The organism is Planctomycetia bacterium (assembly GCA_016795155.1).
In the GTDB taxonomy this organism is placed as follows: Bacteria; Planctomycetota; Planctomycetia; order Gemmatales; family HRBIN36; genus JAEUIE01.
In genome coordinates this window covers 49,615-71,963 of sequence record JAEUIE010000015.1, presented here as the reverse complement: position 1 = coordinate 71,963, position 22,349 = coordinate 49,615, and the positions used below count along the sequence as shown (strand labels likewise).

17 protein-coding genes are annotated in these 22,349 nt (G+C 47.7%); 6 read left to right on the top strand and 11 right to left on the bottom strand.

Annotated elements, in window-relative coordinates; all coding sequences use genetic code 11:
- Positions 1-33: 33 nt before the first annotated feature.
- From JNJ77_06540 to queF, 6 genes are all read right to left on the bottom strand, one after another.
- Complete coding sequence (locus tag JNJ77_06540) at positions 34-1,941, bottom strand: DNA strand exchange inhibitor protein (GenBank protein MBL8822230.1); 1,908 nt, start codon at positions 1,939-1,941, stop codon at positions 34-36.
- A 35-nt stretch (positions 1,942-1,976) separates the two neighbouring features.
- The gene (locus JNJ77_06535; GenBank protein MBL8822229.1) at positions 1,977-3,524 is read right to left on the bottom strand and encodes a cysteine--tRNA ligase; all 1,548 of its coding nucleotides are present in this window, start codon (positions 3,522-3,524) and stop codon (positions 1,977-1,979) included.
- Positions 3,525-3,605: 81 nt separating this feature from the next.
- Positions 3,606-4,688: an HTTM domain-containing protein gene (locus tag JNJ77_06530; protein ID MBL8822228.1), complete on the bottom strand. Its 1,083-nt coding sequence runs from the start codon at positions 4,686-4,688 to the stop codon at positions 3,606-3,608.
- Between the two features lie 36 nt (positions 4,689-4,724).
- Entirely contained in the window at positions 4,725-5,771 is a 1,047-nt protein-coding gene (locus JNJ77_06525) for a hypothetical protein (GenBank protein MBL8822227.1), read from the bottom strand.
- A 120-nt stretch (positions 5,772-5,891) separates the two neighbouring features.
- A complete protein-coding gene (locus JNJ77_06520) occupies positions 5,892-6,317 on the bottom strand; it encodes an ankyrin repeat domain-containing protein (protein ID MBL8822226.1) in 426 nt (141 codons plus the stop codon).
- Between the two features lie 176 nt (positions 6,318-6,493).
- Positions 6,494-6,865, bottom strand: coding sequence for an NADPH-dependent 7-cyano-7-deazaguanine reductase QueF (queF, locus tag JNJ77_06515; GenBank protein MBL8822225.1), 372 nt, complete (start codon positions 6,863-6,865; stop codon positions 6,494-6,496).
- 125 nt (positions 6,866-6,990) lie between these two features.
- On the opposite strand from queF, the gene JNJ77_06510 reads away from it, so the two are divergent.
- Positions 6,991-8,025 carry a peptidase gene (locus tag JNJ77_06510; protein MBL8822224.1) on the top strand — a complete coding sequence of 345 codons (1,035 nt, stop codon included), beginning with the start codon at positions 6,991-6,993 and terminating at the stop codon, positions 8,023-8,025.
- A 36-nt stretch (positions 8,026-8,061) separates the two neighbouring features.
- On the opposite strand, the gene JNJ77_06505 is transcribed toward JNJ77_06510, so the two are convergent.
- Positions 8,062-8,499, bottom strand: a complete 438-nt coding sequence (locus tag JNJ77_06505) for a response regulator (protein MBL8822223.1) — start codon at positions 8,497-8,499, stop codon at positions 8,062-8,064.
- Between the two features lie 188 nt (positions 8,500-8,687).
- Here JNJ77_06505 and elbB point away from each other — a divergent pair, with 188 nt between their 5' ends.
- Both elbB and JNJ77_06495 read left to right on the top strand, forming a co-directional pair.
- On the top strand, positions 8,688-9,368 hold the full coding sequence (gene elbB / locus JNJ77_06500) for an isoprenoid biosynthesis glyoxalase ElbB (GenBank protein MBL8822222.1): 681 nt from the start codon (positions 8,688-8,690) through the stop codon (positions 9,366-9,368).
- Positions 9,369-9,383: 15 nt separating this feature from the next.
- Entirely contained in the window at positions 9,384-11,945 is a 2,562-nt protein-coding gene (locus tag JNJ77_06495) for a U32 family peptidase (protein ID MBL8822221.1), read from the top strand.
- Here JNJ77_06495 and JNJ77_06490 read toward each other — a convergent pair.
- From JNJ77_06490 to JNJ77_06480, 3 genes are all read right to left on the bottom strand, one after another.
- Complete coding sequence (locus JNJ77_06490) at positions 11,942-12,934, bottom strand: phosphatidylserine decarboxylase family protein (protein MBL8822220.1); 993 nt, start codon at positions 12,932-12,934, stop codon at positions 11,942-11,944. The two genes, JNJ77_06495 and JNJ77_06490, sit on opposite strands and share 4 nt — an antisense overlap.
- Positions 12,935-12,940: 6 nt before the next feature.
- Complete coding sequence (locus tag JNJ77_06485) at positions 12,941-13,465, bottom strand: hypothetical protein (protein MBL8822219.1); 525 nt, start codon at positions 13,463-13,465, stop codon at positions 12,941-12,943.
- Between the two features lie 85 nt (positions 13,466-13,550).
- Positions 13,551-14,945 carry an MBL fold metallo-hydrolase gene (locus JNJ77_06480; protein MBL8822218.1) on the bottom strand — a complete coding sequence of 465 codons (1,395 nt, stop codon included), beginning with the start codon at positions 14,943-14,945 and terminating at the stop codon, positions 13,551-13,553.
- Between the two features lie 102 nt (positions 14,946-15,047).
- Here JNJ77_06480 and JNJ77_06475 point away from each other — a divergent pair, with 102 nt between their 5' ends.
- The 3 genes from JNJ77_06475 to JNJ77_06465 all read left to right on the top strand — a co-directional run bounded on the left by JNJ77_06475 (position 15,048) and on the right by JNJ77_06465 (position 20,411).
- Complete coding sequence (locus tag JNJ77_06475) at positions 15,048-16,145, top strand: aminotransferase class I/II-fold pyridoxal phosphate-dependent enzyme (GenBank protein MBL8822217.1); 1,098 nt, start codon at positions 15,048-15,050, stop codon at positions 16,143-16,145.
- 112 nt (positions 16,146-16,257) lie between these two features.
- Positions 16,258-18,975 carry an aconitate hydratase AcnA gene (gene acnA / locus JNJ77_06470; protein MBL8822216.1) on the top strand — a complete coding sequence of 906 codons (2,718 nt, stop codon included), beginning with the start codon at positions 16,258-16,260 and terminating at the stop codon, positions 18,973-18,975.
- A 20-nt stretch (positions 18,976-18,995) separates the two neighbouring features.
- Positions 18,996-20,411, top strand: a complete 1,416-nt coding sequence (locus JNJ77_06465; protein ID MBL8822215.1) for a deoxyribodipyrimidine photo-lyase — start codon at positions 18,996-18,998, stop codon at positions 20,409-20,411.
- A gap of 2 nt (positions 20,412-20,413) precedes the next feature.
- On the opposite strand, the gene JNJ77_06460 is transcribed toward JNJ77_06465, so the two are convergent.
- Positions 20,414-22,261, bottom strand: coding sequence for a serine/threonine protein kinase (locus JNJ77_06460; GenBank protein ID MBL8822214.1), 1,848 nt, complete (start codon positions 22,259-22,261; stop codon positions 20,414-20,416).
- Positions 22,262-22,349 lie beyond the last annotated feature (88 nt).

Sequence of the window (22,349 nt, the reverse complement as noted above, 5' to 3'; positions counted from 1 at the left end):
ATTCGCATTAGACAAGACAGCGTAACAGTACTTTCACAAACCCTGCGATGGCTTGATTTCATTAAGGCCAACCTCCCATTGTCCCAGACCAGCCTTGATAACCACAATCCCTCGTGAGCGATCCACACGAACGACAGTTCCAGGCTGATCAAATCGATCAACTGACACAGTCTGTCCTGGTCGCAATGAAATTCGGAACTGATTCAACATTTCTTCGTACTTTTTCTGCTTTTGCAGCTCCTGCTGTTGCAGTTCATACTCCTTTTTCAGTTGCAATGCATTTACTTCTGCCAGGTGTGCTTGATGCCGTGCCAGTTCAGCTTGCTCTCGGGCCGCCTGTAATTTCTCCATCTCACTGTGGTTGCGTTGCTTGCGTTTTCGAAGATAATGCCTGGCACGCTTCATCAACTCCGCTGGCAATTCCAATCGCTTGGCTATTTGTAGTGCACAACTGCGCCCAAATTGACCAACGAGCAACCTGTAGGTCGGCTGCAGGCTGGCAACATCAAATTCCACTGCGGCATTTTCAGCTCGGGCATTGTGAAATGCATAGGTTTTCAAGTCGCCAAGGTGTGTCGTTACCAAAGCGAGACATTTTCTGCCAATTAATTGATCCAGTATGGCCCTGCCAATGGCTGCACCTTCAGAGGGGTCGGTACCTGCACCCAGTTCATCCAGCAGAATCAGCGTATGTTCATTGCAGACTTTGAAGATATCCCGGATTCGGGATATATGGGAGCTGAAGGTACTCAGTGATTGCTCCAGGCTTTGCTCATCGCCAATATCGGCAAGTACATGCTGCAGCAATGGAGTCGTGCTGCCGGGCAGGGCTGGTATATGCATACCCGACTGAGCCATGATGCAAAGCAGGCCAACGGTTTTAAGCGTAACAGTCTTACCACCGGTGTTTGGCCCAGTGATTACGAGAATGTCGTACTCTGAGCCTAGTCTGACATCAATAGGCACAACCTGCTTCCCAGGCAATTCTGTAGATGCAGTCCGAAACAGTTGCAACAAGACGGGATGACGAGCATTATGTAGCCATAGCGTATTCTCCGTCGTGATGTTGGGGCGATGCATGTCATAATCGATGCTGTATTTCGATTTTGCCTGAATCAGGTCCAACTGTGCTAAATGTTCCAGGGCTACCTGTAGCAGTTTGGCCACCTGGGCGATCTGAGCTGTTAGATGCCGGAGGATTCTGGAAATCTCTTTTTCTTCCTCCACCTTGATCAAAGACCGTTCAGCGTTGTAGTTCGCCAACGATGCTGGTTCGATGTAAACGGTATCGCCACTGCTGCTGGTGCGATGCACAACACCGGGCACTTTTTGCCTGTGATTGATGGCTACGGGTAATACATGATGATCGCCTGACAGAGTGGTATTTGGAAACCGCAATGCCGAACGAACAACCGGGTCTCGCAAGATGCGTTTTAATTCCAACTGAATGCGTTCTTCGAGTTCATGCAACCTGAATCGGATGCTGGACAAAGCCGGGCTGGCCATGTCGAGAACTTGACTCCGAGCATCGATTGAGCCTTCAATCGTTCTGGCCAGATTGCCCATATCTTCGATTTTAGCCAGCAGATTAATCAGATAATGCCAGCGTGGTTCCAGTTTCATTCTGTACCGAAACACAGCGCCGGTGGCTTCCAGTACTTCCTTCACCTTGTTGATTTCACTCGCACTCAACATGCTGCCAATCGAAGCACGGCGAAGCAACATGCGAATATCTGAAACGCCACTCAAGGGCGGTGACAGTTTGGCATTCAACGCCTCCGTCATCTCGGTTACCAGTGTCAATTGGCGATCAATGACGCTGATTTCAGATAATGGTGCGATTTGTCCTGCAAGCTCCTGACCAAGCGAAGTAATGGTACGTGCAGCAACAGCCTGGCGTACCTTATCAAATTCCAGCAGTTCCAGGGTACGTGCATCCACAGCCAGCCCTTACAGAATTTTGATGAATCTTATTGTCATTTACTTTCGATACGCCAACTGGTTCCAGTTGGACGATCTTCCAGCACAATGCCCAATTCATTTAATCTAGTTCGAATGATATCTGTCTGTTGAAACAGGGCCTGCTTGGTGGGATTAGCCTTGTCAGCAATTTTCTTAGCTTCGCCCCTGAGGTTGTTTCTTAGATCGATCATTAACTGCATTAATCCATCAACAAGCTGATTATCCTGTTTTCTGTCATTGCTTCCAGGTGTCTGGTAAAACAATCCTAGTAACCTGCCCAGATCGAGCAGGACGTTTGATCCCAGCTTGAATATGTACAGGTTTTCTGCACTTGGCGAGGTCGTACTTTCCAGTTTTGCCTGGTCTGCAAACTTATTCAGAAAGGTCAATACTTCAAATAGTACGGCAGTTGCGCCACCAGTATTAAAGTCGTCGTCCATGTGCTCATGAAAACGATTGACCAGTGATTGCAGCTCAGGAATATACGCAACATTGGCTAACGTGTCAGAAGCTGTTTTCTGTTGGTACAGGTTCTCACCTGTTATACGCTCAAACCGTTCTGCAAAACGGATAAAGCCCATGTATGCTTTTCTGGCGCTTTCCAGTGCCGTGGGTATCGGTTGAGATGGGTTCTTCGGATCCCATTCGCCCAGATCAATCGGCGAACGATAATGGGTATTCAGGATAAAGAACCGCAACACTTCGCCACTGACATGCTTCAATGCATCAGCAACGTTGAGGACATTCCCAATCGAGCCCGCCATCTTACCGCTGCTCAGTTTCAGCAAGCCATTGTGCATCCAGATTCGTGAAAAAGTTTTTCCTGTGTCCGATTCAGATTGTGCCAGTTCATTTTCGTGATGGGGAAACTGCAGATCGAGACCGCCGCCATGAATATCCAGGGTCTCGCCAAGAAGTGCCTGGCTCATGACCGAGCATTCAATATGCCAGCCTGGTCTGCCAGAACCCCAGGGGCTATCCCAGGCTGGTTCACCTGGTTTTGCAGCCTTCCAGAGCGCGAAGTCTCCCGGATTCCTCTTCTTGCCTGTCACTTCGATTCGTGCGCCAGCTTCCAGTTGCTCCGGATTCCGGTTGCACAGTTTTCCGTAATCTTCGTCTTTGGATATGTCAAAGTAGACATCCCCCTCGGCGGCATAGGCATAACCTTTGTCAATCAGCCTCGTCATCATGGCAATCATGCCATCGATATGTTCCGTGGCTCGTGGAAATGCATCAATGCTGGTAACATTCAGTTGTTCAAGGCATTTCTTGTAATCTTCGGTCATTTCTTCAGCCAGGGCTCTCACCGTGGTATTCTTTTCCTTGGCTCTGATGATCAGCTTGTCATCGACATCGGTAATATTCACTACCCATTTGACGTGGTAGCCTCGGAATTGCAGAAAGCGTTTGACAGCATCGAAGATGACTGGCCCTACCATGTGGCCAATATGGCTCTGCTTATAGACCGTTGGGCCACAGACGTACATGGTAACGGTTTCGCCAGGCGATTTGTGAAATGTTTCTTTCCTCCTGGAAAGGGTGTTGTAAATGCTTAACGTCATTGCTGATTACACTTGTGGAATGTAGAAAACTGTTAGAACACTAATACCTATGCAATAATTCCGACAATTTGACAATGGTAATCAAGGCAGCTTTTCATTTGAATTTTGTCCAAATATCGATTGGAGAAACCATCTCACGCCAGATGCTGGAACAAAAGACATACAACCTGCAAGCATGATGGCGCCAAATCCACCCAGTCCCATGAACAAACCTATTCCGACATGCAAAACAACTGCCCCAAATAACACCCAAGGCCTGAGATAACGATTCCAGATGAGAAAAGGAAAACAGATTTCAAATGCCAATGTTACATAGGTCGTTATGAAGCTGAAATAATGCCAGAACCACTCGCCCAATCTGGTATCAGTCAGCCAACTGATATCCAGCCCTTCATTGAAAAGTGGCGAGTTCATAGTGATCCAAGTTGCTATGCCATTCCACCAGGTGCTGCCTTGCAGCTTGGCAATACCTGCAATGAAATAGACGATGCACATATGGATTTGCATCAGTCTCAACGCTACCGTAGCTGACCACAAAGGCTGTTGCGAATTCCATTGTGCACGACTACGGCGATAAGCAAGCAACGTATCGAGTGAAAGTACTTTGCCACACGGGCTGATGCACAGATAGAGCATCATGAAACTGATCATGGCATCCATGCCGAACCAGATCATCATAGCACGATGCATGTAACTGACATGGAAGGCCCACGAAAGGATTCCCGTGAAGCGTGTCATCCATCCAACAGTAAATAATGCGACACAACCTATACCTGCAAAATAGGTAACTTTTATCCAGAATGGATCGGTCACCACATACCAGAGTGAAAATCCAAAAGGCAACATACCCACACGCCGGACTGCCTGCTGATCCAGATCACTCTGTGATGGCTCTTTAGCATTCAGTTTGTACTTATCATGCTCAGGCAATGCACGTATCTCGGCATAGACATCTTCATCAACCCAGGCTTGCGGCCCGATGAAATCAAGCACTACAGGAACACAGGAAATATGAATGTAGAACAGGATGGAGCCTACCAGAATCCGGATGAATCCAAGCATGATGGGATCTGTGGGGGTAAAGAAAAACCGATCCCAAGCACGAACCATTGCGCCAGGCAGGCGAGAAAGATAATGAAACAGAGATGTTAGAACTGCAATCATGTTTTACATCCATGGTAACACGAACAGACTTTCTGACTATTTCAATGAGCCTGCTTTATCAATGGCCGTATCCGATGTTTTCTTTTCTGGTGCTGAAGGTTTATTTTCTGGCCAGTCTGCTATCACGGGCTTATTGATATCTTTATCATCCCGTTTAATGATTTTGGCATATCGTTCACGCAGGCTGTCACGGTCTAAAGGCTTTTTGAAAAATTGCGTTTGCTCCTCAGGTACGAGCTTGGCAATTGGCTGAATCAATGGGTAGGGAATGCCATAATCTTTCATAACCTGCATAATGGAACGTTGTTCGCCCTGCGGTAAATTCGCATTTGCTTCGAGTAAGGGAACAATTTCATTCTGCATGAGTTCAATAAAGAAATCGTCCGGGATTCTATCTTTGAAGCCCAGAGAATGATTGGACATAGTTCCCGATGGACTGAATGTTGCAACGGATTGAATCCTGATCATTCGCGGATCATACATATCAATGGCCATCCGCATGTGATACGGCGTTCGTGGAATGTATTGAACCATGTAGCAGTCCATCGAGACGAGGGATGCTCCGGTTTGTGGGTGTTTTCCATGCACTCTGCCAATATGTCTGGCATAGGATCGATAATAAATCTCTCCACTAGGAGTCAGTACCGTTCGCATCGTCGGGCGATTATTGACCAGAATACTAGCGGCTGAAGCTGGATCATCTTTGGGGTTCACTACTTCCTGCTCTGTCATCATGGAAGCCAGCAGAGCAATGGACATATGACGTTGAAAGGGCATTCGTAAATAAAACTGGTCGCGATCAGGAACCTGTGTCCAGCGTGTTGAACCATCGTCATATCGCAAGTGATACCAGAGTACTTCTGTAGGCCCTGGATCAGGAGCATAAAAGCGATAGGCATTGTCCAGCCACATGGTCTTCAAATATGGCCGATAGAAGGCGGACGCCTGCCTCATGACAAACGGACCACCGCCAGATAATACGTGCGAAATGATTGCTGATAAATGAAACAGGATAATTGCACTGATGACTAGCTTAATCCAGAGTTTGGGTGCTTGTGATTGCTTTCCACTATTCTGGCTCATGACCAATCTCTTCTGGATCAACGGGTCTATTTTGAATCAAAATCGTGATTTGATGCAATAGCAATACCTGTGCCCAACAAGTTGCTGCGGGCAATCAGAGTTGATTTAATTCAACAGCTTCTATTTCTTGGCTGGCGCAGTTTTGAACGGTATGGGCTTCAATTCAATTTTCTTGATGGTTTGCAGATACTCGAGGACAGGTTCAGCCTGCTTGCCTCCTGCCTGAGCGTGAAAATGCAACGAAAAGCCATGCGGGCCTTTGGCATCAATCAAGCGGGGTTGCATGGTCAACAACGCTTTGACAACTTCGAGTTGCCCCAGCATGGCTGAACAGAAGAGATCTGGTCTCGCCCCCTTCTCCAGTAGAAATTCAACAATATCCCGTCTACCCATATGTGATGCACCACCCAACCCAGTCTCCCAGTCACCAGCACCCCAGTCCATGGCAGCATTCAGAAGTGCAGATTCCGTTTCGAGAAGTTTCCTGACCATAGCCAAATCGGAGTGTGCATAGATGACAAAGTCCTGAACCAGTTGACGGTTCAACTGCTGCTTTTTCCAGGATGGCTTGAATGATGGAGCCGGGTAATCTCGTGTGAATGGCGCTTCAACCGGGCCACTATTCTGCTTTTGCTTTGGTTCATCGCCATGGATTGCGCAAGGCAACAACGAACCACCCAGGCAGTACATGGTGAACGATCTTCTTGTTGCTGGTAGCATATTTATTTTTCCTTGGCATACTCAACGGTGATAACAGAGCTGATGCCGCCTCGTGGTGTAAATTCACCCGTGAGAGTCAGTTTACGTGGCTGAATGACTTGAACAAAATCATCCAGGATGCGATTAACAACCACTTCGTAAAATATTCCTACGTTTCTGTAGGCCTGCAGATAAAGCTTCAGCGATTTCAGTTCGACAATGACCTGATCCGGAATATAGCTGAAATTCAACGTGCCAAAGTCAGGCTGACCTGTTTTGGGACAAACCGAAGTAAACTCAGGGCACCGGATGTTTATCAGATAATCACGCTGAGGATACTGGTTGGGAATTGGATCAAGAATAGATCTGGATGGCGGTTCAGTCGTTGGTGTCATGGTGAATTTGCCTGTCTAGATACTTACATCATACCGATCTGCAAACTGTTGTCATGCAACAACTTTCAGGTTATTCTGTTGTGCATCAGCTAATCAATGAGTTCCAAGCAGATTGGGAGAACAGCATGCACCGTCGAACTTTCCTTTCAGCTACAGTTGCTACGCTAACTGCCGGTACATCAGCATTTCCAGAAGGTACCAACAAGTCAGGCACTCGGAACCCGATCTTTACGGCTGGCGATCGACGGTATGAGTGCATTCACGATTGTTATACCTTACCTTCCACTCATCAATGGCAAACCAGCCATGGACTCTGCTTCGATAGTTCTGGCTTTGCTTACGTAATCATGCAGGGGCATGGCGGCACTCCTGCCCAAGACACTGTTCATGTTTTTGATCCACAAGGCAAGTACGTTCGATCCTTTGGCAAAGAGTACCATCCAGGTGGACATGGCATTGATGCCCGCAAGGAGGGAAGTGAGGAGTTTCTCTATCTCTGTGACGTTCATCACAATCAGGTCATCAAAACCAATTTGAAAGGCGAACAGGTCTGGAAGTTGAATGCACCTACGGAACCCAATGTCTATGATGGGAAAAAGAAGTACAAGCCTACCAATGTTGCATTTACTGATGACGGTGGCTTTTTTATTGGTGATGGATACGGCTCCAGCTACATACACCATTATTCCAAAGATGCGAAATGGCTGAGGACCTTTGGCGGGAGCGGCAAAGACCTCAACGGCTTAATGACCCCGCATGGCTTGTGGATTGACAATCGACCAGGCCGAAAAGGATTGCTGGCCATCGCCGACCGGGGCAACAATCGCATTGTCTACACCAGCTTAAACGGCGATACCATCGGCGTAGTCCCTGGTATTGAAGCGCCTTGTAACATTGACTTCCATCAGGAACTGGCGGTTATTCCAGAATTAAATGGCCGCGTGACTTTGCTGGGCAAAAACAACGAAATCCTTGCACGCTTTGGTGATGATGCAGCCTGGATTGCAGAAGTCAAAAAACACAAAATACGTAACGACCCCAAGCAATGGGTTTCTGGAAAATTTGTGCATCCACATGATGCATGCTTTGATGTACATGGGAACATCTACGTGGTAGAGTGGGTGCAGACAGGCAGGATAACAAAACTCAAACTTCTGTAGCCTCGTAATTGTTTCCGGATGTAATACTTACCATCATCAGGGTGATTCACTTTCTGTAGGTGCGGGAGTCGTGTCTACAGTTTCCAGTGGACAGTGTTTTTTCACGCTGTCCAGAAGTTTATCCATCGAAAATGGCTTTCTCAGGTATTCGTCTACTCCCAGCATCTCTGCATAAGCACGATGCCTGCCACCTTCGTTGGCGGTGATCATGATCATCTTGGGAGTCCAGTCCCGGCCTTTTGCCTTGAGTCTTTCCAGCACAAGGAAGCCGCTCTTTTTGGGCATCATCATGTCGACAATGACCATATCCGGGCGTTCACGTTCCGCGACATTCAGGCCAGCATTACCATCACTTGCGGTAATTACACGGTAGCCACGACTTTCCACGGCAGCACGTATTGCAAAAAGAATATCGTGGTCGTCATCGACTACCAAAACAGTCTTGGTTCCGGGTGGGTAGGCATTCACAGGCATGTCATTCCTTCTGAACTGATTGCGTATGTACTGTTCTTGCTACCTGTACAGACACAGGCTGACAATGGGTAGCGGCGGGTTGTAATAGTACTACCAAGAATCGGATGCATTTCAATTGATAGAGAAAAAGACTGTTGCGATCTATTGCTTGTTGATATCGTAATAGGATATCTGGCAGGAGCGAGATCATGTTGCGCGTGGCAGTCATTCTCAGTGGAGCAGGGGTATACGATGGTAGCGAAATTTACGAAACAGTTCTGACTTTGATTGCCCTCGATAAGGTTGGAGTCCAGGTACAATGCCTTGCTCCTGACAAAAATTTTAAGCCAATAAACCACGTAAGCAAAACACCTGAGCATGCAGAACGCAATGTCATGATTGAAGCGGCCCGAATCGTGCGTGGCAATATCAGTGACTTGGCAAAGGCAGATCCACACGAATTCGATGCCGTCATTCTCCCTGGAGGCTACGGCGCGGCCAAGAATCTTTGTGATTACGCAACCAGGAATGCCAATTGTGAAGTAGATCCGGCTCTTCGTAAATTCCTCATCGCTATCAACCGGGCCGGCAAGCCCATTGGTGCAATCTGCATCGCTCCGGTGATACTTGCCAAAGTACTCGGTATGAACGGCTCACCACGACTCACCATCGGAACTGATCCAGAAACCGCTAATCACCTTGAAGCCATGGGAGCCGAGCACATCAGTTGCCCTGTGGATGATGTTGTGATTGATGCTGATCAGAAGATAGTAACAACACCAGCTTATATGTTGGCACACCGCATTGGTGAAGCAGCCCTGGGCATTAACAAGCTGGTTTACGAAGTACTCAAATTGGCGCAGGCCAATACCCCGCGCAGATCATCATAAAACCACGTTTATCACATGCCCGCATCTGCACATAAGCCTGAACTGCTTGCCCCTGCAGGCGATTGGGATTGCATCAAGGCAGCGGTGGCAAATGGTGCGGATGCTGTCTATTTCGGTTTGACAACCTTTAACGCCCGTCATCGTGCCCATAATTTCGAACCTGATGAATTACCCAAGCTGATGAACTATCTCCATGAACGGGGAGTTAAAGGGTATGTCACCTTCAACATTCTTATCTTTTCTGATGAATTCGAAGCAGTTCTCGAGTTGCTGGAACGCATCCAACTTGCAGAAACCGATGCAGTCATCGTGCAGGACGTTGGCCTGGCATGGGCTTTGAAGCAATTGATGCCTGCACTTCATGTACACGCATCAACGCAAATGTCGCTGACTGATTCATTGGGTATTAGCCTGGTGAAGTCTCTGGATATTCAGCGAGTGATATTAGCCAGGGAACTCTCAATTGCTGAAATCAGCAAAGTGCATCATGCATCAGATATACCAATCGAAGTATTTGTGCATGGCGCCCTCTGTGTCGCCTACAGTGGGCAGTGTTTGACTTCCGAAACCCTTGGCGGGCGAAGCGCCAATCGCGGACAATGTGCCCAGGCGTGTCGCATGCCATATGATCTTTATGTTGATGGCAAACATCGAGAACTGAATGCGAAATCCTATCTACTCAGCCCGCAAGACCTGGCTGCCTATGATCTCGTTCAATCGCTGGCACAACACGGTGTGGTTAGCTTGAAAATCGAGGGGCGGCTAAAACAGCCTGACTATGTTGCTGCGACAGTTAAAGCCTATCGCAAGGCCATTGACAGCATTGTTCAAGAGGATAAATCGAGCACGGCTACCACAATTCAGGACGTACTGACACGTCAAGAAGTTCTAGAGCTGGAACAAACATTTTCACGCGGGTTATCACACGGCTTTCTTACTGGCATCAATCACCAGACACTGGTGCCTGGACGATCTCCCAAGAAACGAGGCGTCAGGATAGGCAATGTGCTTGGAACAACATCTCATGGCGTTGTTGTTCAATTGTCAGATGCCAGTATCCCTACTGATTGGCTCGTCAAACCTGGCGATGGTGTGGTTTTTGATGAAGGTAAACCTGAAGAAAATGAAACCGGGGGACGGGTATGGAAGATACTAAACCCCCATGCGAGAAGAAGCGATCTTGTTGAACTCCAATTTGATCGTGAATCAATTAATATCAGTCATATAGCAGCAGGCACCATTGTCTGGAAGACAGATGATCCAGCACTACGCAAGAAACTCGAAAAGAGCTTTGCAAGAGATAAGCCCATAGAGCGAAATAGGGTTCATGCTCATCTCGAAGGCAGATTAAACTCATATGTAAAATTAACCTTAACCACTGACGATGTGGAATCTGCATCAGCCACTTGGCCAGGGCCACTCACACTGGCGCAGAAACACCCTACCGCACGCCCAGTGGTGTTTGATCAGCTTTCTCGCCTGGGCGATACGCCATACAAACTCGAAGGACTGAAGCTTGATCTGCCCGATAACGTCATGCTTCCCAAAAGTGTACTGAACGAATTACGCAGACAAGCTGTGGTTCAATTGCTGTTAAATCGTGAAATGAAGAATAAGCCTCACCAGATTAGTGTCATTCCAATGAAGAAGCGACTAGCTGAATGGCGTCAACAGCTATTTAACTCATTTCAACCCTTACAGACACACCCTGATGCTCAATTATGCCTACTGATTCGTTCTCTGGAACAACTCGGTATGGTTGTGGAGTACATCAGTTCTCATCCAGACCATAAACCCGCGATCGTGTATTGTGACTTTGAAGATATCAGAAAGTATCGTGATGCAATTCAACAGGCACGGATTGCGGATATCCGCATCGGTGTCGCGACTCTTCGTGTCATCAAGCCTGGTGAAGAAAGCTGGCTGAGGTTGATTGCAAGTTATCAACCTGATGTGATTTTGGCTAGAAACCTTTCAAGTATAGCCTATTTCAAACGATATGCTGCTCACATACCAATCATTGGCGACTTTTCTCTCAACATCGTCAATGACGCAACTACACACTGGTATCTCAAACAACAACTCCAGCGCATTACGCCTGGTTACGATCTCAACTGGGTGCAGATACAGTCGTTATTGCAGCGAGTCAGGCCGGAATGGTTTGAAGTGGTTGTGCATTATCACATGCCCATGTTCCATAATGAGCACTGCGTATTTGCTGCACTGCTTTCGCAGGGTAAAGACTGGCGTGATTGCGGGAGACCGTGTGATCGGCATCGGGTTGAATTGAAAGATCACCTGGGAGCAAGGTTCCCTGTGATGGCTGATGCCGGTTGTCGGAACACGGTGTATCACGATGTGCCACAATCAGCAGCAGAATATATCCCCTCAATGATCAAGCTGGGAGTCAGACAATTCAGGATTGAACTACTGCACGAAACCCACGAACAACTGGAGACCCTGCTCGAAACCTATTTCAATATTCTGCATGGCAGAGAAGATGGCAAGCATGCCTGGCAGAAACTGAAAGCAACTCAACAACTCGGAGTTACCCGCGGCACATTGCAACTGGTTTAGTTTTTGATGTGCAGCAATACGCTACTTCCACCTCGTACCTTGTCTCCGATTTTTACCTGCAGATCAATATCCAGGTTATGTGGCAGATACAATTCCGTTCTCGATCCGAGTTTGATCATGCCAAACTTCTGGCCCTTAATTACTTTCTGCCCTGTTTTCAAATCGCAGACAATCCGCCTGGCCAGTGCACCGGATATTTGAGTCACCCGTAACGGAAAGTTCAGTTGATCATGCTGCATATCGATCCATAACTGCTCGTTCACACGAGCGGAGACAGTCTTCATGGCATTGAGAAAGCGACCAGGAAAATACCGCAACTTCGTAACGGTTCCGGTAACCGGAGAACGGTTGATGTGAACGTTAAATACCGAAAGAAAAATACCGATTCGGAATGCCTTACCCTCAGGAAAGCCCTCAGCATCTACTTCAGAAATTTCCACGATGGTGCCGTCTGCTGGACTAACAACAGCGAAATTATTCTCTGGGATCTTTCGCGGAGGGTCACGGAAGAACCAGATGATCTCAAGCCAAAAGAGGAATATAAGCACAGACAAGGTGATGGTTAGCCAATACGGTGTTTCAGCATATGCCAACAAACCCACTGCACAGGATGCCAGCATGCATCCCAGCGTGAACATAATAAGTTCTGCCAAGCCCCATCTGGCGAAGAACAGTTTCTCACGCCAGGCAAAACGATGATGCTGCTGATCTGGAAATGAGTAACCGCAAACGGTATTGAAGTACTTGAGATCACGGCAATCGATAACTTCTCCGGTACAGCCCTGTGCACGGCCTGGACAAGTGCTGCAATCACCTTGTCTGGAAGCAGCTTGCTCAGTTACATACATTCTGCAGAAACGTTTCAATATCCAGCGACGAAACTTGCCCCATAACAGTTCAACTGACATACCCCAACCACCGCCGGGTTGAATACTATGAATAGGCGATTCCTGGCCAAAACCAGGGTATGATTGCTGTTCCGGTTTCATTGCTGATTAGTGTTTACCCTGCGATTTAGTGCCAGGCCCAGGTTTATTAGTTTGCGTGTTCGGTGGCGGCCTGCGTTGTTGCAGCAATCGCGAACGTAATTCATCCATGCTGACTCCACTCTTGGGTGAAGCATCTGCAATGGCTTGTACACTTGCTGCCGGCAACCTCACTGGCATGGGCCTGGCTTCTTCTTCCATTTCTTCTGCTTCCTCGTTCTCTTCATCCTTCTTAGCCTTGGCAGCCATCGATTTGCGCACACCACCTATCAAATCACCAAATACCCTGAATAGAATCTCGTCTTCAACGGGCCTGCTGAAGAACATAAGTTTGATTTCAGTCCATGGAATCATAAAGATTCGTTCGCCTTCATCCGAACCGCCAAGTCGGCCTCGCAGCAACAACATTTCTTCACCCTGCTGAAGCAATCGCTGCGTATATACGTCAATTCCAGTAGATAACGAGAAAACTACTTGATCATGTAAGTTCTCGGGCACTTTCTGAAGTATCGCTATCCAATCTTCTCGTTTCATGGCAACTCAATAATATGCGGAATCTTTGACCTGAATGTAAGATACATCGTAAAAGTAGCAAGGACAATTATCACTCTTATCCTGTTCAAATTATTGCGCATTCTCCAGTCTCTGCAATCTGAATCTGGGATGAGTCACCCGAATTTAATGCGTATTGCAAGGCCAACATGGATGTTTCTTCGCCATGCACCAGTTTGATTCGGGATCCTGTCTCCACATGGGGCAACAGCAGTTGCATCAAGTCCCCCTGATCTGCATGTCCTGAAAACCCCTGTAGTTGTACCACTTCTGCCCATTTGTTCCATTCACGACCAGCAAACCTGACGGTCGGCCCCGGTTGCAACAATCGGCTGCCTAATGAACCTGAAGATTGATGACTGACAAGAATGATGGTACAGCGAGAATCATCAATAGCATGTTTCATATGATTGATGATTCTTCCACCCTCACCCATACCACTTGACGCCACGATAATGCATGGCTGACCATCTTCAGCAAGCGCAGTACTCTCATTTGCTTCGAGAACATAGTGAACATTATCGGCCTGAAGAAACTCCTCTTTGGTATTCCATACATCACTGATGTTTGAAGCAAAAAGATCAAGATGCTCTTTCATGATCTGCAGAATTTCAATTGCCAAAGGACTGTCAACATAGATTGGAACTTTATCCAGCTTACCCTGTCGGATCAACTTCATCAGGGTATGCACAATCAACTGTACCCGTCCAAGGCTGAATGCGGGAATCAGAACCTTGCCACCCTGTTCGATTGTTCTCTGTACGACTGATGCGAATTTGGATTCCAGAGAAGGTTGATTATCATGGAAGCGCCCTCCGTAGGTAGCTTCACTGACGATCAAATCACTTTCAGGAAGTGCACTGACTGGCTTGAGGAATGGAAAGGATAAGCGACCCAGATCGCCTGTAAATGTAAGGCTCCTGTCTCTGGTGCCATTGCTGAATTGAACATGAATCAGTGCAGAACCCAGTACATGTCCTGCATCGTGAAAGGTGCACTGCGCGTCATCAACGGGTGTTAATGGACAATCATACGGAATGCTCTTGAGCAGCTTTAAAGTCTGATGAACATCGTATTCGTTGTAAAGGACAGAGTTATCACCCTGATATGTCGAAATCTTACGGGTCTGCACTTTGGCTGAATCAACCAGCAACGGAAACAGAAGCGATTGAGTTGCAGGTGTGCAGTAGATTGGCCCATGAAAACCATGCTTCACCAGGGTCGGCAAATTGCCACTATGATCCAGGTGGGCATGACTGAGAACTACAGCATCAATATCACGAGGGTCGAATGGGAACTCATCATTTCTGCGTTGGCTATTCGGCTCAAGATTCAAGCCGCAGTCAAGGAGTATTTGATGCTTCCCGGTGGCCAGCATGTGCATGGAACCCGATACTGCTCGAGTTGCCCCCCATGTTGTAAGAGTCGGCCCTTTGTCTGGAATTGCTTTACGATTCTTCATGCTGACATGATATAAGTACAACACGATTCAGCAGATATATCTGTGCGGCAATTAAACTGATAAGATGTGCTGAGAGCTTGAAATAAACGCGTGAATCGAACTATGCCCACCACATTAGCCGACCGTACTGTTCCTTTTCTTACCAGTCAGTTTCAACGAATCTTTGAGCTCTCGAGACAGCTCAAACAGCCCGTGAATCTGGGAGTTGGGCAGCCACATTTTGATGTTCCCGATGAAATAAAAAGTGAGGCTATACGAGCCATTCAGCAGGGCATGAATGGGTATACTCTGCCCAGCGGAAACGGAGATTTGCGACAATTGATAAAAACCAGCCTCGATAAACAAAATGAAAAGAACAATGATGTGATCATTGCCTGTGGCACACTCGGTGCGCTGACACTTGCCATGCAGGCCATTCTCAATCCCGATGATGAATTACTGATTCTCGATCCCTACTTTGTAGCATACCCGCAACTGGCAGGCCTGTTGGGCGCTAAAGTCACCTACATTTCTACCTATCCACATTTTCAACCAGACCCCGATCAGGTTGCCCGTGCCATCACTTCAAAAACCAAAGCATTTATCTTGTGCAGTCCCGGAAACCCAACTGGTGTTGTGGCCGAACCTGCACGTGTGAAAGCACTTGCTGAGCTTGCCGATATACGAGGCATATGGCTGATCAGCGATGAAATCTATTCCACCTTCATTTACGACCAAACGCATATCAGTCCAGCAAAGTATGCCGAGCACGTCATTGTTTGTTCCAGTTTCAGCAAGACACATGCTTTAACCGGCTGGCGGTTAGGTTACGCCTATGGCCCAGCTCCGTTGATTCGAGCTATGATCGCCATTCAGCAGGCTACATTCGTCTGTGCCCCTTCCATGGCTCAAGCTGCTGGAATGATCGCCTGGGATTATGCGATGGATAAATACAAAAAGGAATACCAAACCAAACGTGACTGGGTGCTGGCAAATTTGAACCCCAGGTATGAAGTAACCAAACCTGGAGGCGCTTTCTATGTGTTCCCAAAATGTCCTGCTGGAAGTGCGACTCAATTCTCTGAGAAAGCCATTCAGAACAACCTGGTAATTATGCCCGGCAACGTATTCAGTCAGCAGGATACACATTTCCGGATAAGTTACGCTGTTGACGATACGACACTGCAGCGTGGAGTAGAAATACTCAACAGCATGGTGTAAGAACCTCTTGCTCGTACCGAAATAGAATTCTTAAGATCATGTTCACCCTGTTGCAACTAAAGCTACAATAGCTGTTAATCTCGTATACCATGCATTTACAGGACAAGGCACGATGCAATCAGTCAGCAACTCTTTCAATACTCTCAGTACACTTTCCGCAGGAGGGAAGAACTACACCTTTCACCGGCTTGCCCCAGTATACCGAGCATTTCCCAACGCAGAAAAACTCCCGTTTTCACTGAAAATTCTGTTGGAAAATCTTCTTCGTAACGATAATGGCATCAGTGTCCGCAAGCAGGATATTGAAGCACTGGCACAGTGGAATGCCAAGGCAGAACCTGACAAGGAAATCAGCTTCAGCCCAGCGAGGGTGATTCTGCAGGATTTCACAGGTGTGCCTTGCGTAGTTGATCTGGCCACCATGCGTGATGCGGTCGCTGCCATGGGTGGTGATCCCAAAAAAATCAATCCCTTGCAGCCAGTGGAGCTGGTGATTGATCACTCATTTCAGGTCGATGTTTTTGGCACCCCAACTGCCCTGGCTGAAAACACTGCCATCGAGTTTCAAAGAAACCAGGAACGCTATGCATTCCTCCGATGGGGCCAGCAGGCATTTAGAAATTTCAAAGTAGTGCCACCACAGAATGGCATAGTGCATCAGGTGAACCTGGAATACCTGGCCCGCGTGGTGTTTGTCAATGAAGCCAATCAAGCTTATCCCGATACGCTGGTAGGCACCGATTCTCACACCACCATGATCAATGGCCTCGGTGTATTAGGTTGGGGCGTTGGTGGCATCGAAGCCGAAGCAGCCATGCTTGGCCAACCTGTTGTCATGCTTATTCCCCAGGTTATTGGTTTCAGACTGCTTGGCAAACTCAAGGAAGGGGCAACTGCCACCGATCTTGTCCTCACTGTTACACAGATGCTGCGAAAGAAAGGTGTCGTTGGAAAGTTCGTCGAATTCTTCGGTGCTGGCCTAGCGGAGTTACCACTGGCAGATCGTGCCACCATTGCGAATATGGCTCCTGAATATGGCGCAACATGCGGTATCTTTCCAGTCGATAATGTTACTCTGAATTATCTGCGACTGACTGGGCGCTCGCAGGAACAGATCAACCTGGTTGAAACCTATTACAAAGAGCAAGGCCTGTTCCATGATGCCAACACGCCTGAGGCGAACTATTCGGATGTGCTTGAACTTGATCTGAGCACCGTTGAACCAAGTGTCGCCGGCCCATCTCGCCCCCAGGATCGCGTTGTGCTCAAAGATGTTTCAGCCGGTTTCAAATCAGCTTTGCCAGGCATGCTCGCAGCCACTAAACCCAAAAAGCCTGCGCTGGAAATGGCTGCACCTGTTCCACAGAAACAAACAAACGGCAATGGTTTTTCGTTAGATCATGGTTTCGTTGTCATTGCATCGATTACCAGTTGTACCAATACCAGTAATCCAGCCGTCATGCTGGCAGCAGGCCTCCTGGCCAAGAAAGCTGTTGAAAAAGGACTGCACACTCAACCTTGGGTTAAGACCAGTCTGGCACCTGGATCTAAAGTCGTTACTGATTATTTAACTAAAGCTGGACTGCTGCCTTATCTTGAACAACTCAAGTTCAACGTCGTGGGCTATGGCTGTGCCACCTGCATAGGAAACAGCGGACCCTTACCTGCAGCAGTCTCCCGGGAAATTGAAACCAAAAACCTGGTGACTGCTTCCGTATTATCCGGCAATCGAAACTTTGAAGGTCGAATTCATGGTGAAATTCGCGCCAACTATCTGATGTCTCCCCCTCTGGTTGTTGCTTACGCATTGGCTGGACGAATTGATCTCAACCTGACACAAGATCCACTGGGTACAGGCAAGGATGGCAAGCTAGTTTACTTGAAGGACATCTGGCCAACCCAACAGGAGGTACAGAAAGCTATCAAGGAATCGATTAATTCAGACATGTTCGCCAAAAGTTATGGAGATGTGTTTGATGGCGGCCCGCAGTGGAAAAATATGCCTATTCCTGCTGGTGATCTCTTCCAATGGGATGAGAATTCTACCTACATTCGGAAAGCACCCTACTTTGATGGCATGACCAAAGTTCCTGGCGCAACCTGTGACATCCATCATGCCAGGGTGTTAGCCCTATTAGGTGACAGCATCACTACCGATCACATCTCACCAGCAGGCAACATCAAGGCAAATAGCCCAGCAGGCGCTTATCTTTTGTCACATGGCGTCAGTCAGGCCGACTTCAACAGCTATGGCGCTCGTCGAGGCAATCATGAAGCGATGGTGCGAGGCACCTTTGCCAATGTTCGTCTTAAGAATCTTCTGGTACCTGGCGTCGAAGGCAACGTGACCAGATACCTTCCAACCAACGAGCAAATGTCGATCTACGATGCAGCCATGAAGTATCAGGCTAATGGTACACCAACCATAATCCTCGCTGGCAAGGAATATGGTTCAGGTTCCAGCCGCGACTGGGCAGCCAAAGGGCCAATGCTGCAAGGTGTGAAAGCTGTGATCGCTGAGAGTTTTGAACGAATTCATCGCAGCAATCTTGTTGGCATGGGAATTCTTCCATTGCAGTTCAGACCAGGTGAAAACGCACAATCGCTGGGACTGAGCGGGGAAGAAACCTTTGAAATCGATGGCATTGCCAAGGGAGTTGCAACCGGATTTGCCAGTGGGAAGACCATAATCGTCCTGGCTGTTGCACCCGATGGAAAACGTACTTCATTTACTGTCACCGTGCGAATCGATACGCCTCAAGAAGTCGAATATTACCGTCACGGAGGTATTCTGCCTTATGTCCTAAGGCAGATGATCAATCCTTCATAACCATTCTGGACGGGTAACGCATGACTACCATCATGTGGTTCAGGCAGGATCTGCGCCTTCATGATAATCCGGCGTTACACTCAGCAGTCAGCCGTGGCGATGTGATTCCGCTCTACATCTGGGATGACAGCAAATACCCGTGGAAACCTGGAGCAGCCAGCCAGTGGTGGCTGCACCATTCACTGGCTGCATTAGATACTAGCCTGAGGAATGCAGGCTCCAGGCTGATTCTCAGGACGGGAAATCCACTCGAGCAGCTTTTTGCAGTCATTCAGGAATCAAAGGCTGTACGGATACACTGGAACCGTTGCTATGAGCCATATGCCCGAAAACGCGATGAAAAAATCAAGACTACTCTGAAAGAGCAGGGGATTGAGGTAGAGAGCTTCAATGGCAGCCTGCTGTTTGAGCCATGGGAGATACAAAATAAATCATCAACACCTTATCAGGTGTTCACTCCGTTCTGCAATGCGTGTCTGTCCAAGGCAGTTCCTCGCGCACCTGAACCGCCGCCTTCGGGGATTCGAGCACCCGAAAAGATGCCCTTTTCAGAAAAGCTCGACTCACTCCGACTTTTGCCTCGAATCCCATGGGATGAGCAATTTTATCATTATTGGAAACCGGGAGAACAGACTGCAATATCCAAACTCGATCAATTTCGTCGGAACGCCATCGCGTTATATTCAAGTCGACGTGATTTGCCGGGCAGCCAGGGTACCAGTCAATTTTCGCCACACCTGCATTTTGGCGAGATCAGTCCTCGCCAGATCTGGCATGCCTGCATCAATCGGCCGGATTCCCGGCAAACTGCTCTGCCGTTTTTACGACAGATCGCCTGGAGGGAGTTTGCATTCCATCTCCTTTACCATTATCCGGATTCTGACTGTAAGCCGCTGAAAGAACATTTCAGTCATTTCCCGTGGTCGTCGAATACTAAGTGGTTTAATGCCTGGAAGAAGGGGCAGACTGGTTATCCGCTGGTAGATGCGGGCATGCGCGAGCTCTGGACTACAGGATGGATGCACAATCGAGTTCGCATGGTGGTTGCATCCTTTCTAGTAAAACATCTGCTCATACCGTGGCAGCAGGGAGCGGAATGGTTCTGGGATACTCTGGTTGATGCAGATTTGCCGAACAACACGATGGGCTGGCAATGGACTGCTGGGTGTGGCGCAGATGCTGCACCATTCTTCCGCATTTTCAACCCGATGCAGCAAGGAAAGCGTTTTGATCCCGAAGGAGCCTATATTCGAAAATGGATTCCAGAGATTGGATCATTGCCAGACGAATTCATTCATGAACCCTGGCAGGCTGGTCAGCAAACTTTAACAAAGGCTGGAATTAAACTCGGATCATCCTATCCATTTCCTATTGTCGATCATCAGCAAGCTCGCAACAAGGCCCTGGAAGCCTATGCAGCAATGAAGAAAAGCTAAAGTTATTTTCGAGAACCCGATTTCGAGAAGGCTTCCAGTTTCGCCTGTGCCAACTGAATCCAGGGACGATACTGCGGATTATCGACAAATTTCTTTTTTTCGTCCTGCTGTTTGAATCCTTCCTCTTTGAGTATTTTCCATTTTTCGATGGCTGCTTCGGGCTGCGCCTGAAGTTCATCATTCAGTGCCAGCACCGCCTGATACTCAAATTTACTCGCGGTTCGCTTCCATTCCGGATTATTCAGTATGTCTTTCTTTTTCAGTTGCTCCAGCGCAGTTTGGTGTGCCAATAAACGATTGAGTAAATCCATACTTTCAGGAAAAGAAGGTGATTCCGGATAAAACTGCTGTACCATGGTCAGTTTTTTGATCGCTTCGGGCCAATCGGATTCTTTGTCTATATCTGCCTTGGCTTTGCTTTCTGCGAGCAATACCGGAGCATGATACTCCATAATCTCTTTTCGGGCACGATCAACAAAGGTCTTCGATGCGGGGGTCTTGAGTTCGTAGAGTTTTTCATAGCCTTTTTTGTAAGCATTACCCCAATTACTTACAGGTTCAGTACCCAGAATTCCTTTGCCTAATCGGTAATAATTTCCCGCTTCCAGAAACTCCAGATGCTCTTTTGCAATGGTCGCTTCCTTGCTTTCAGGATATTTGCCTCGCAGTTTCTCGAGTTCCGTTCTGGCATCCTCCCAATATTCAAAAACTTTATAGGAATCGCTCGTATCAGCCATTAAAGCTGCATCAAACTTTTCCATTTTCTTCACGGCTGAATTGAGCATGGCAACAGGTCCAGGACCCTGCATGGCGTAGATAATCATAAAAACCACGCCAATCAGTAGCACGCTGATTCCTGCCGCAGCCAGCAGTTGTTTCCTGAATTCTACTTTGGCCTTTTCCTTGCGTTTTTTGATCTTCTTTCCAGCAACAATTTCCTCAGCGAGTTGTTTATCTTTGCCATCGCCTTTACGGGCGACCTTGTTCGCTAGTTCAGCACCAAGACTTTTATGCGATTCAACACGTTGTCGCACTTCATCCAGAGCCTGAGCCACCGTCCGTGCATCAGCAGGGCGATGTTCGGGCTTCTTCTCCATCAACTGGCAAACCAGCGTATCCATCCAGGGTGGAATATCCATGACGATACGAGCTGGCCGTTCAAAAGTACCAGAGACATGCTGTATAAACATGTCCATCGCATTTTCAGCCGCGAATGGTTTGCGACCGGTTAACAGTTCATAAAAGACAATTCCCAATGCATATAGATCAGACTTGGGTGTGAGATCGCGTTCACCACGACACTGCTCAGGCGACATATAAGCAGCTGTACCAACGGTTGAATTCGCAGACGTGAGACCGGACATGTCACTGTCTTTGGCAATTCCAAAGTCAGTCAATTTCACATTGCCATGCCTGTCAATCATCAAGTTGGAAGGCTTCAGATCACGATGGATGATTCCATGATCGTGAGCATGCTGCAACGATGCACAGATCTGCTTACCCAGTTCGATAAGTTTTTCCCAGTGTATTCTTCCCTTGGTGGCTAACTGATGATCTAACGAATACCCCTCGATGTATTCCATGGCATAAAACGGGCGTCCCTGAAACTTGCCCGTTGCTAGCAATCTGACTATGTTTGGGTGTTTCAACTGCTTGAGGATAGTGGCTTCCCGTTCGAACCGTGCCTGGATTCTTTCGTTATCACCTAGGCCGGGAGCAATGACTTTGATAGCTACTCGACGCTGTTTGGTATCATCCTTGCTGAAGGTGGCACGATATACCGTGCCCATAGCTCCACTGCCCAATTCTTTTTCAATTTTGAATGGACCTATGGTTTGACCGATCAACATGCTTTTACTCGATGCTCTGAATTACCAACTGCTGCAACCTGAAGTTCGATTGAATATAGCATAAAGTAGCTTACAGTACCTGGCATAT

Excerpts from the sequence above, each read along its gene's own strand:
- JNJ77_06535 (MBL8822229.1), bottom strand. The coding sequence starts at position 3,524 with ATGACGTTAAGCATTTACAACACCCTTTCCAGGAGGAAAGAAACATTT.
- JNJ77_06530 (MBL8822228.1), bottom strand. The coding sequence starts at position 4,688 with ATGATTGCAGTTCTAACATCTCTGTTTCATTATCTTTCTCGCCTGCCT.
- JNJ77_06525 (MBL8822227.1), bottom strand. The coding sequence starts at position 5,771 with ATGAGCCAGAATAGTGGAAAGCAATCACAAGCACCCAAACTCTGGATT.
- queF (MBL8822225.1), bottom strand. The coding sequence starts at position 6,865 with ATGACACCAACGACTGAACCGCCATCCAGATCTATTCTTGATCCAATT.
- JNJ77_06510 (MBL8822224.1), top strand. The coding sequence starts at position 6,991 with ATGCACCGTCGAACTTTCCTTTCAGCTACAGTTGCTACGCTAACTGCC.
- JNJ77_06505 (MBL8822223.1), bottom strand. The coding sequence starts at position 8,499 with ATGCCTGTGAATGCCTACCCACCCGGAACCAAGACTGTTTTGGTAGTC.
- elbB (MBL8822222.1), top strand. The coding sequence starts at position 8,688 with ATGTTGCGCGTGGCAGTCATTCTCAGTGGAGCAGGGGTATACGATGGT.
- JNJ77_06495 (MBL8822221.1), top strand. The coding sequence starts at position 9,384 with ATGCCCGCATCTGCACATAAGCCTGAACTGCTTGCCCCTGCAGGCGAT.
- JNJ77_06490 (MBL8822220.1), bottom strand. The coding sequence starts at position 12,934 with ATGAAACCGGAACAGCAATCATACCCTGGTTTTGGCCAGGAATCGCCT.
- JNJ77_06485 (MBL8822219.1), bottom strand. The coding sequence starts at position 13,465 with ATGAAACGAGAAGATTGGATAGCGATACTTCAGAAAGTGCCCGAGAAC.
- JNJ77_06480 (MBL8822218.1), bottom strand. The coding sequence starts at position 14,945 with ATGAAGAATCGTAAAGCAATTCCAGACAAAGGGCCGACTCTTACAACA.
- JNJ77_06475 (MBL8822217.1), top strand. The coding sequence starts at position 15,048 with ATGCCCACCACATTAGCCGACCGTACTGTTCCTTTTCTTACCAGTCAG.
- acnA (MBL8822216.1), top strand. The coding sequence starts at position 16,258 with ATGCAATCAGTCAGCAACTCTTTCAATACTCTCAGTACACTTTCCGCA.
- JNJ77_06465 (MBL8822215.1), top strand. The coding sequence starts at position 18,996 with ATGACTACCATCATGTGGTTCAGGCAGGATCTGCGCCTTCATGATAAT.
- JNJ77_06460 (MBL8822214.1), bottom strand. The coding sequence starts at position 22,261 with ATGTTGATCGGTCAAACCATAGGTCCATTCAAAATTGAAAAAGAATTG.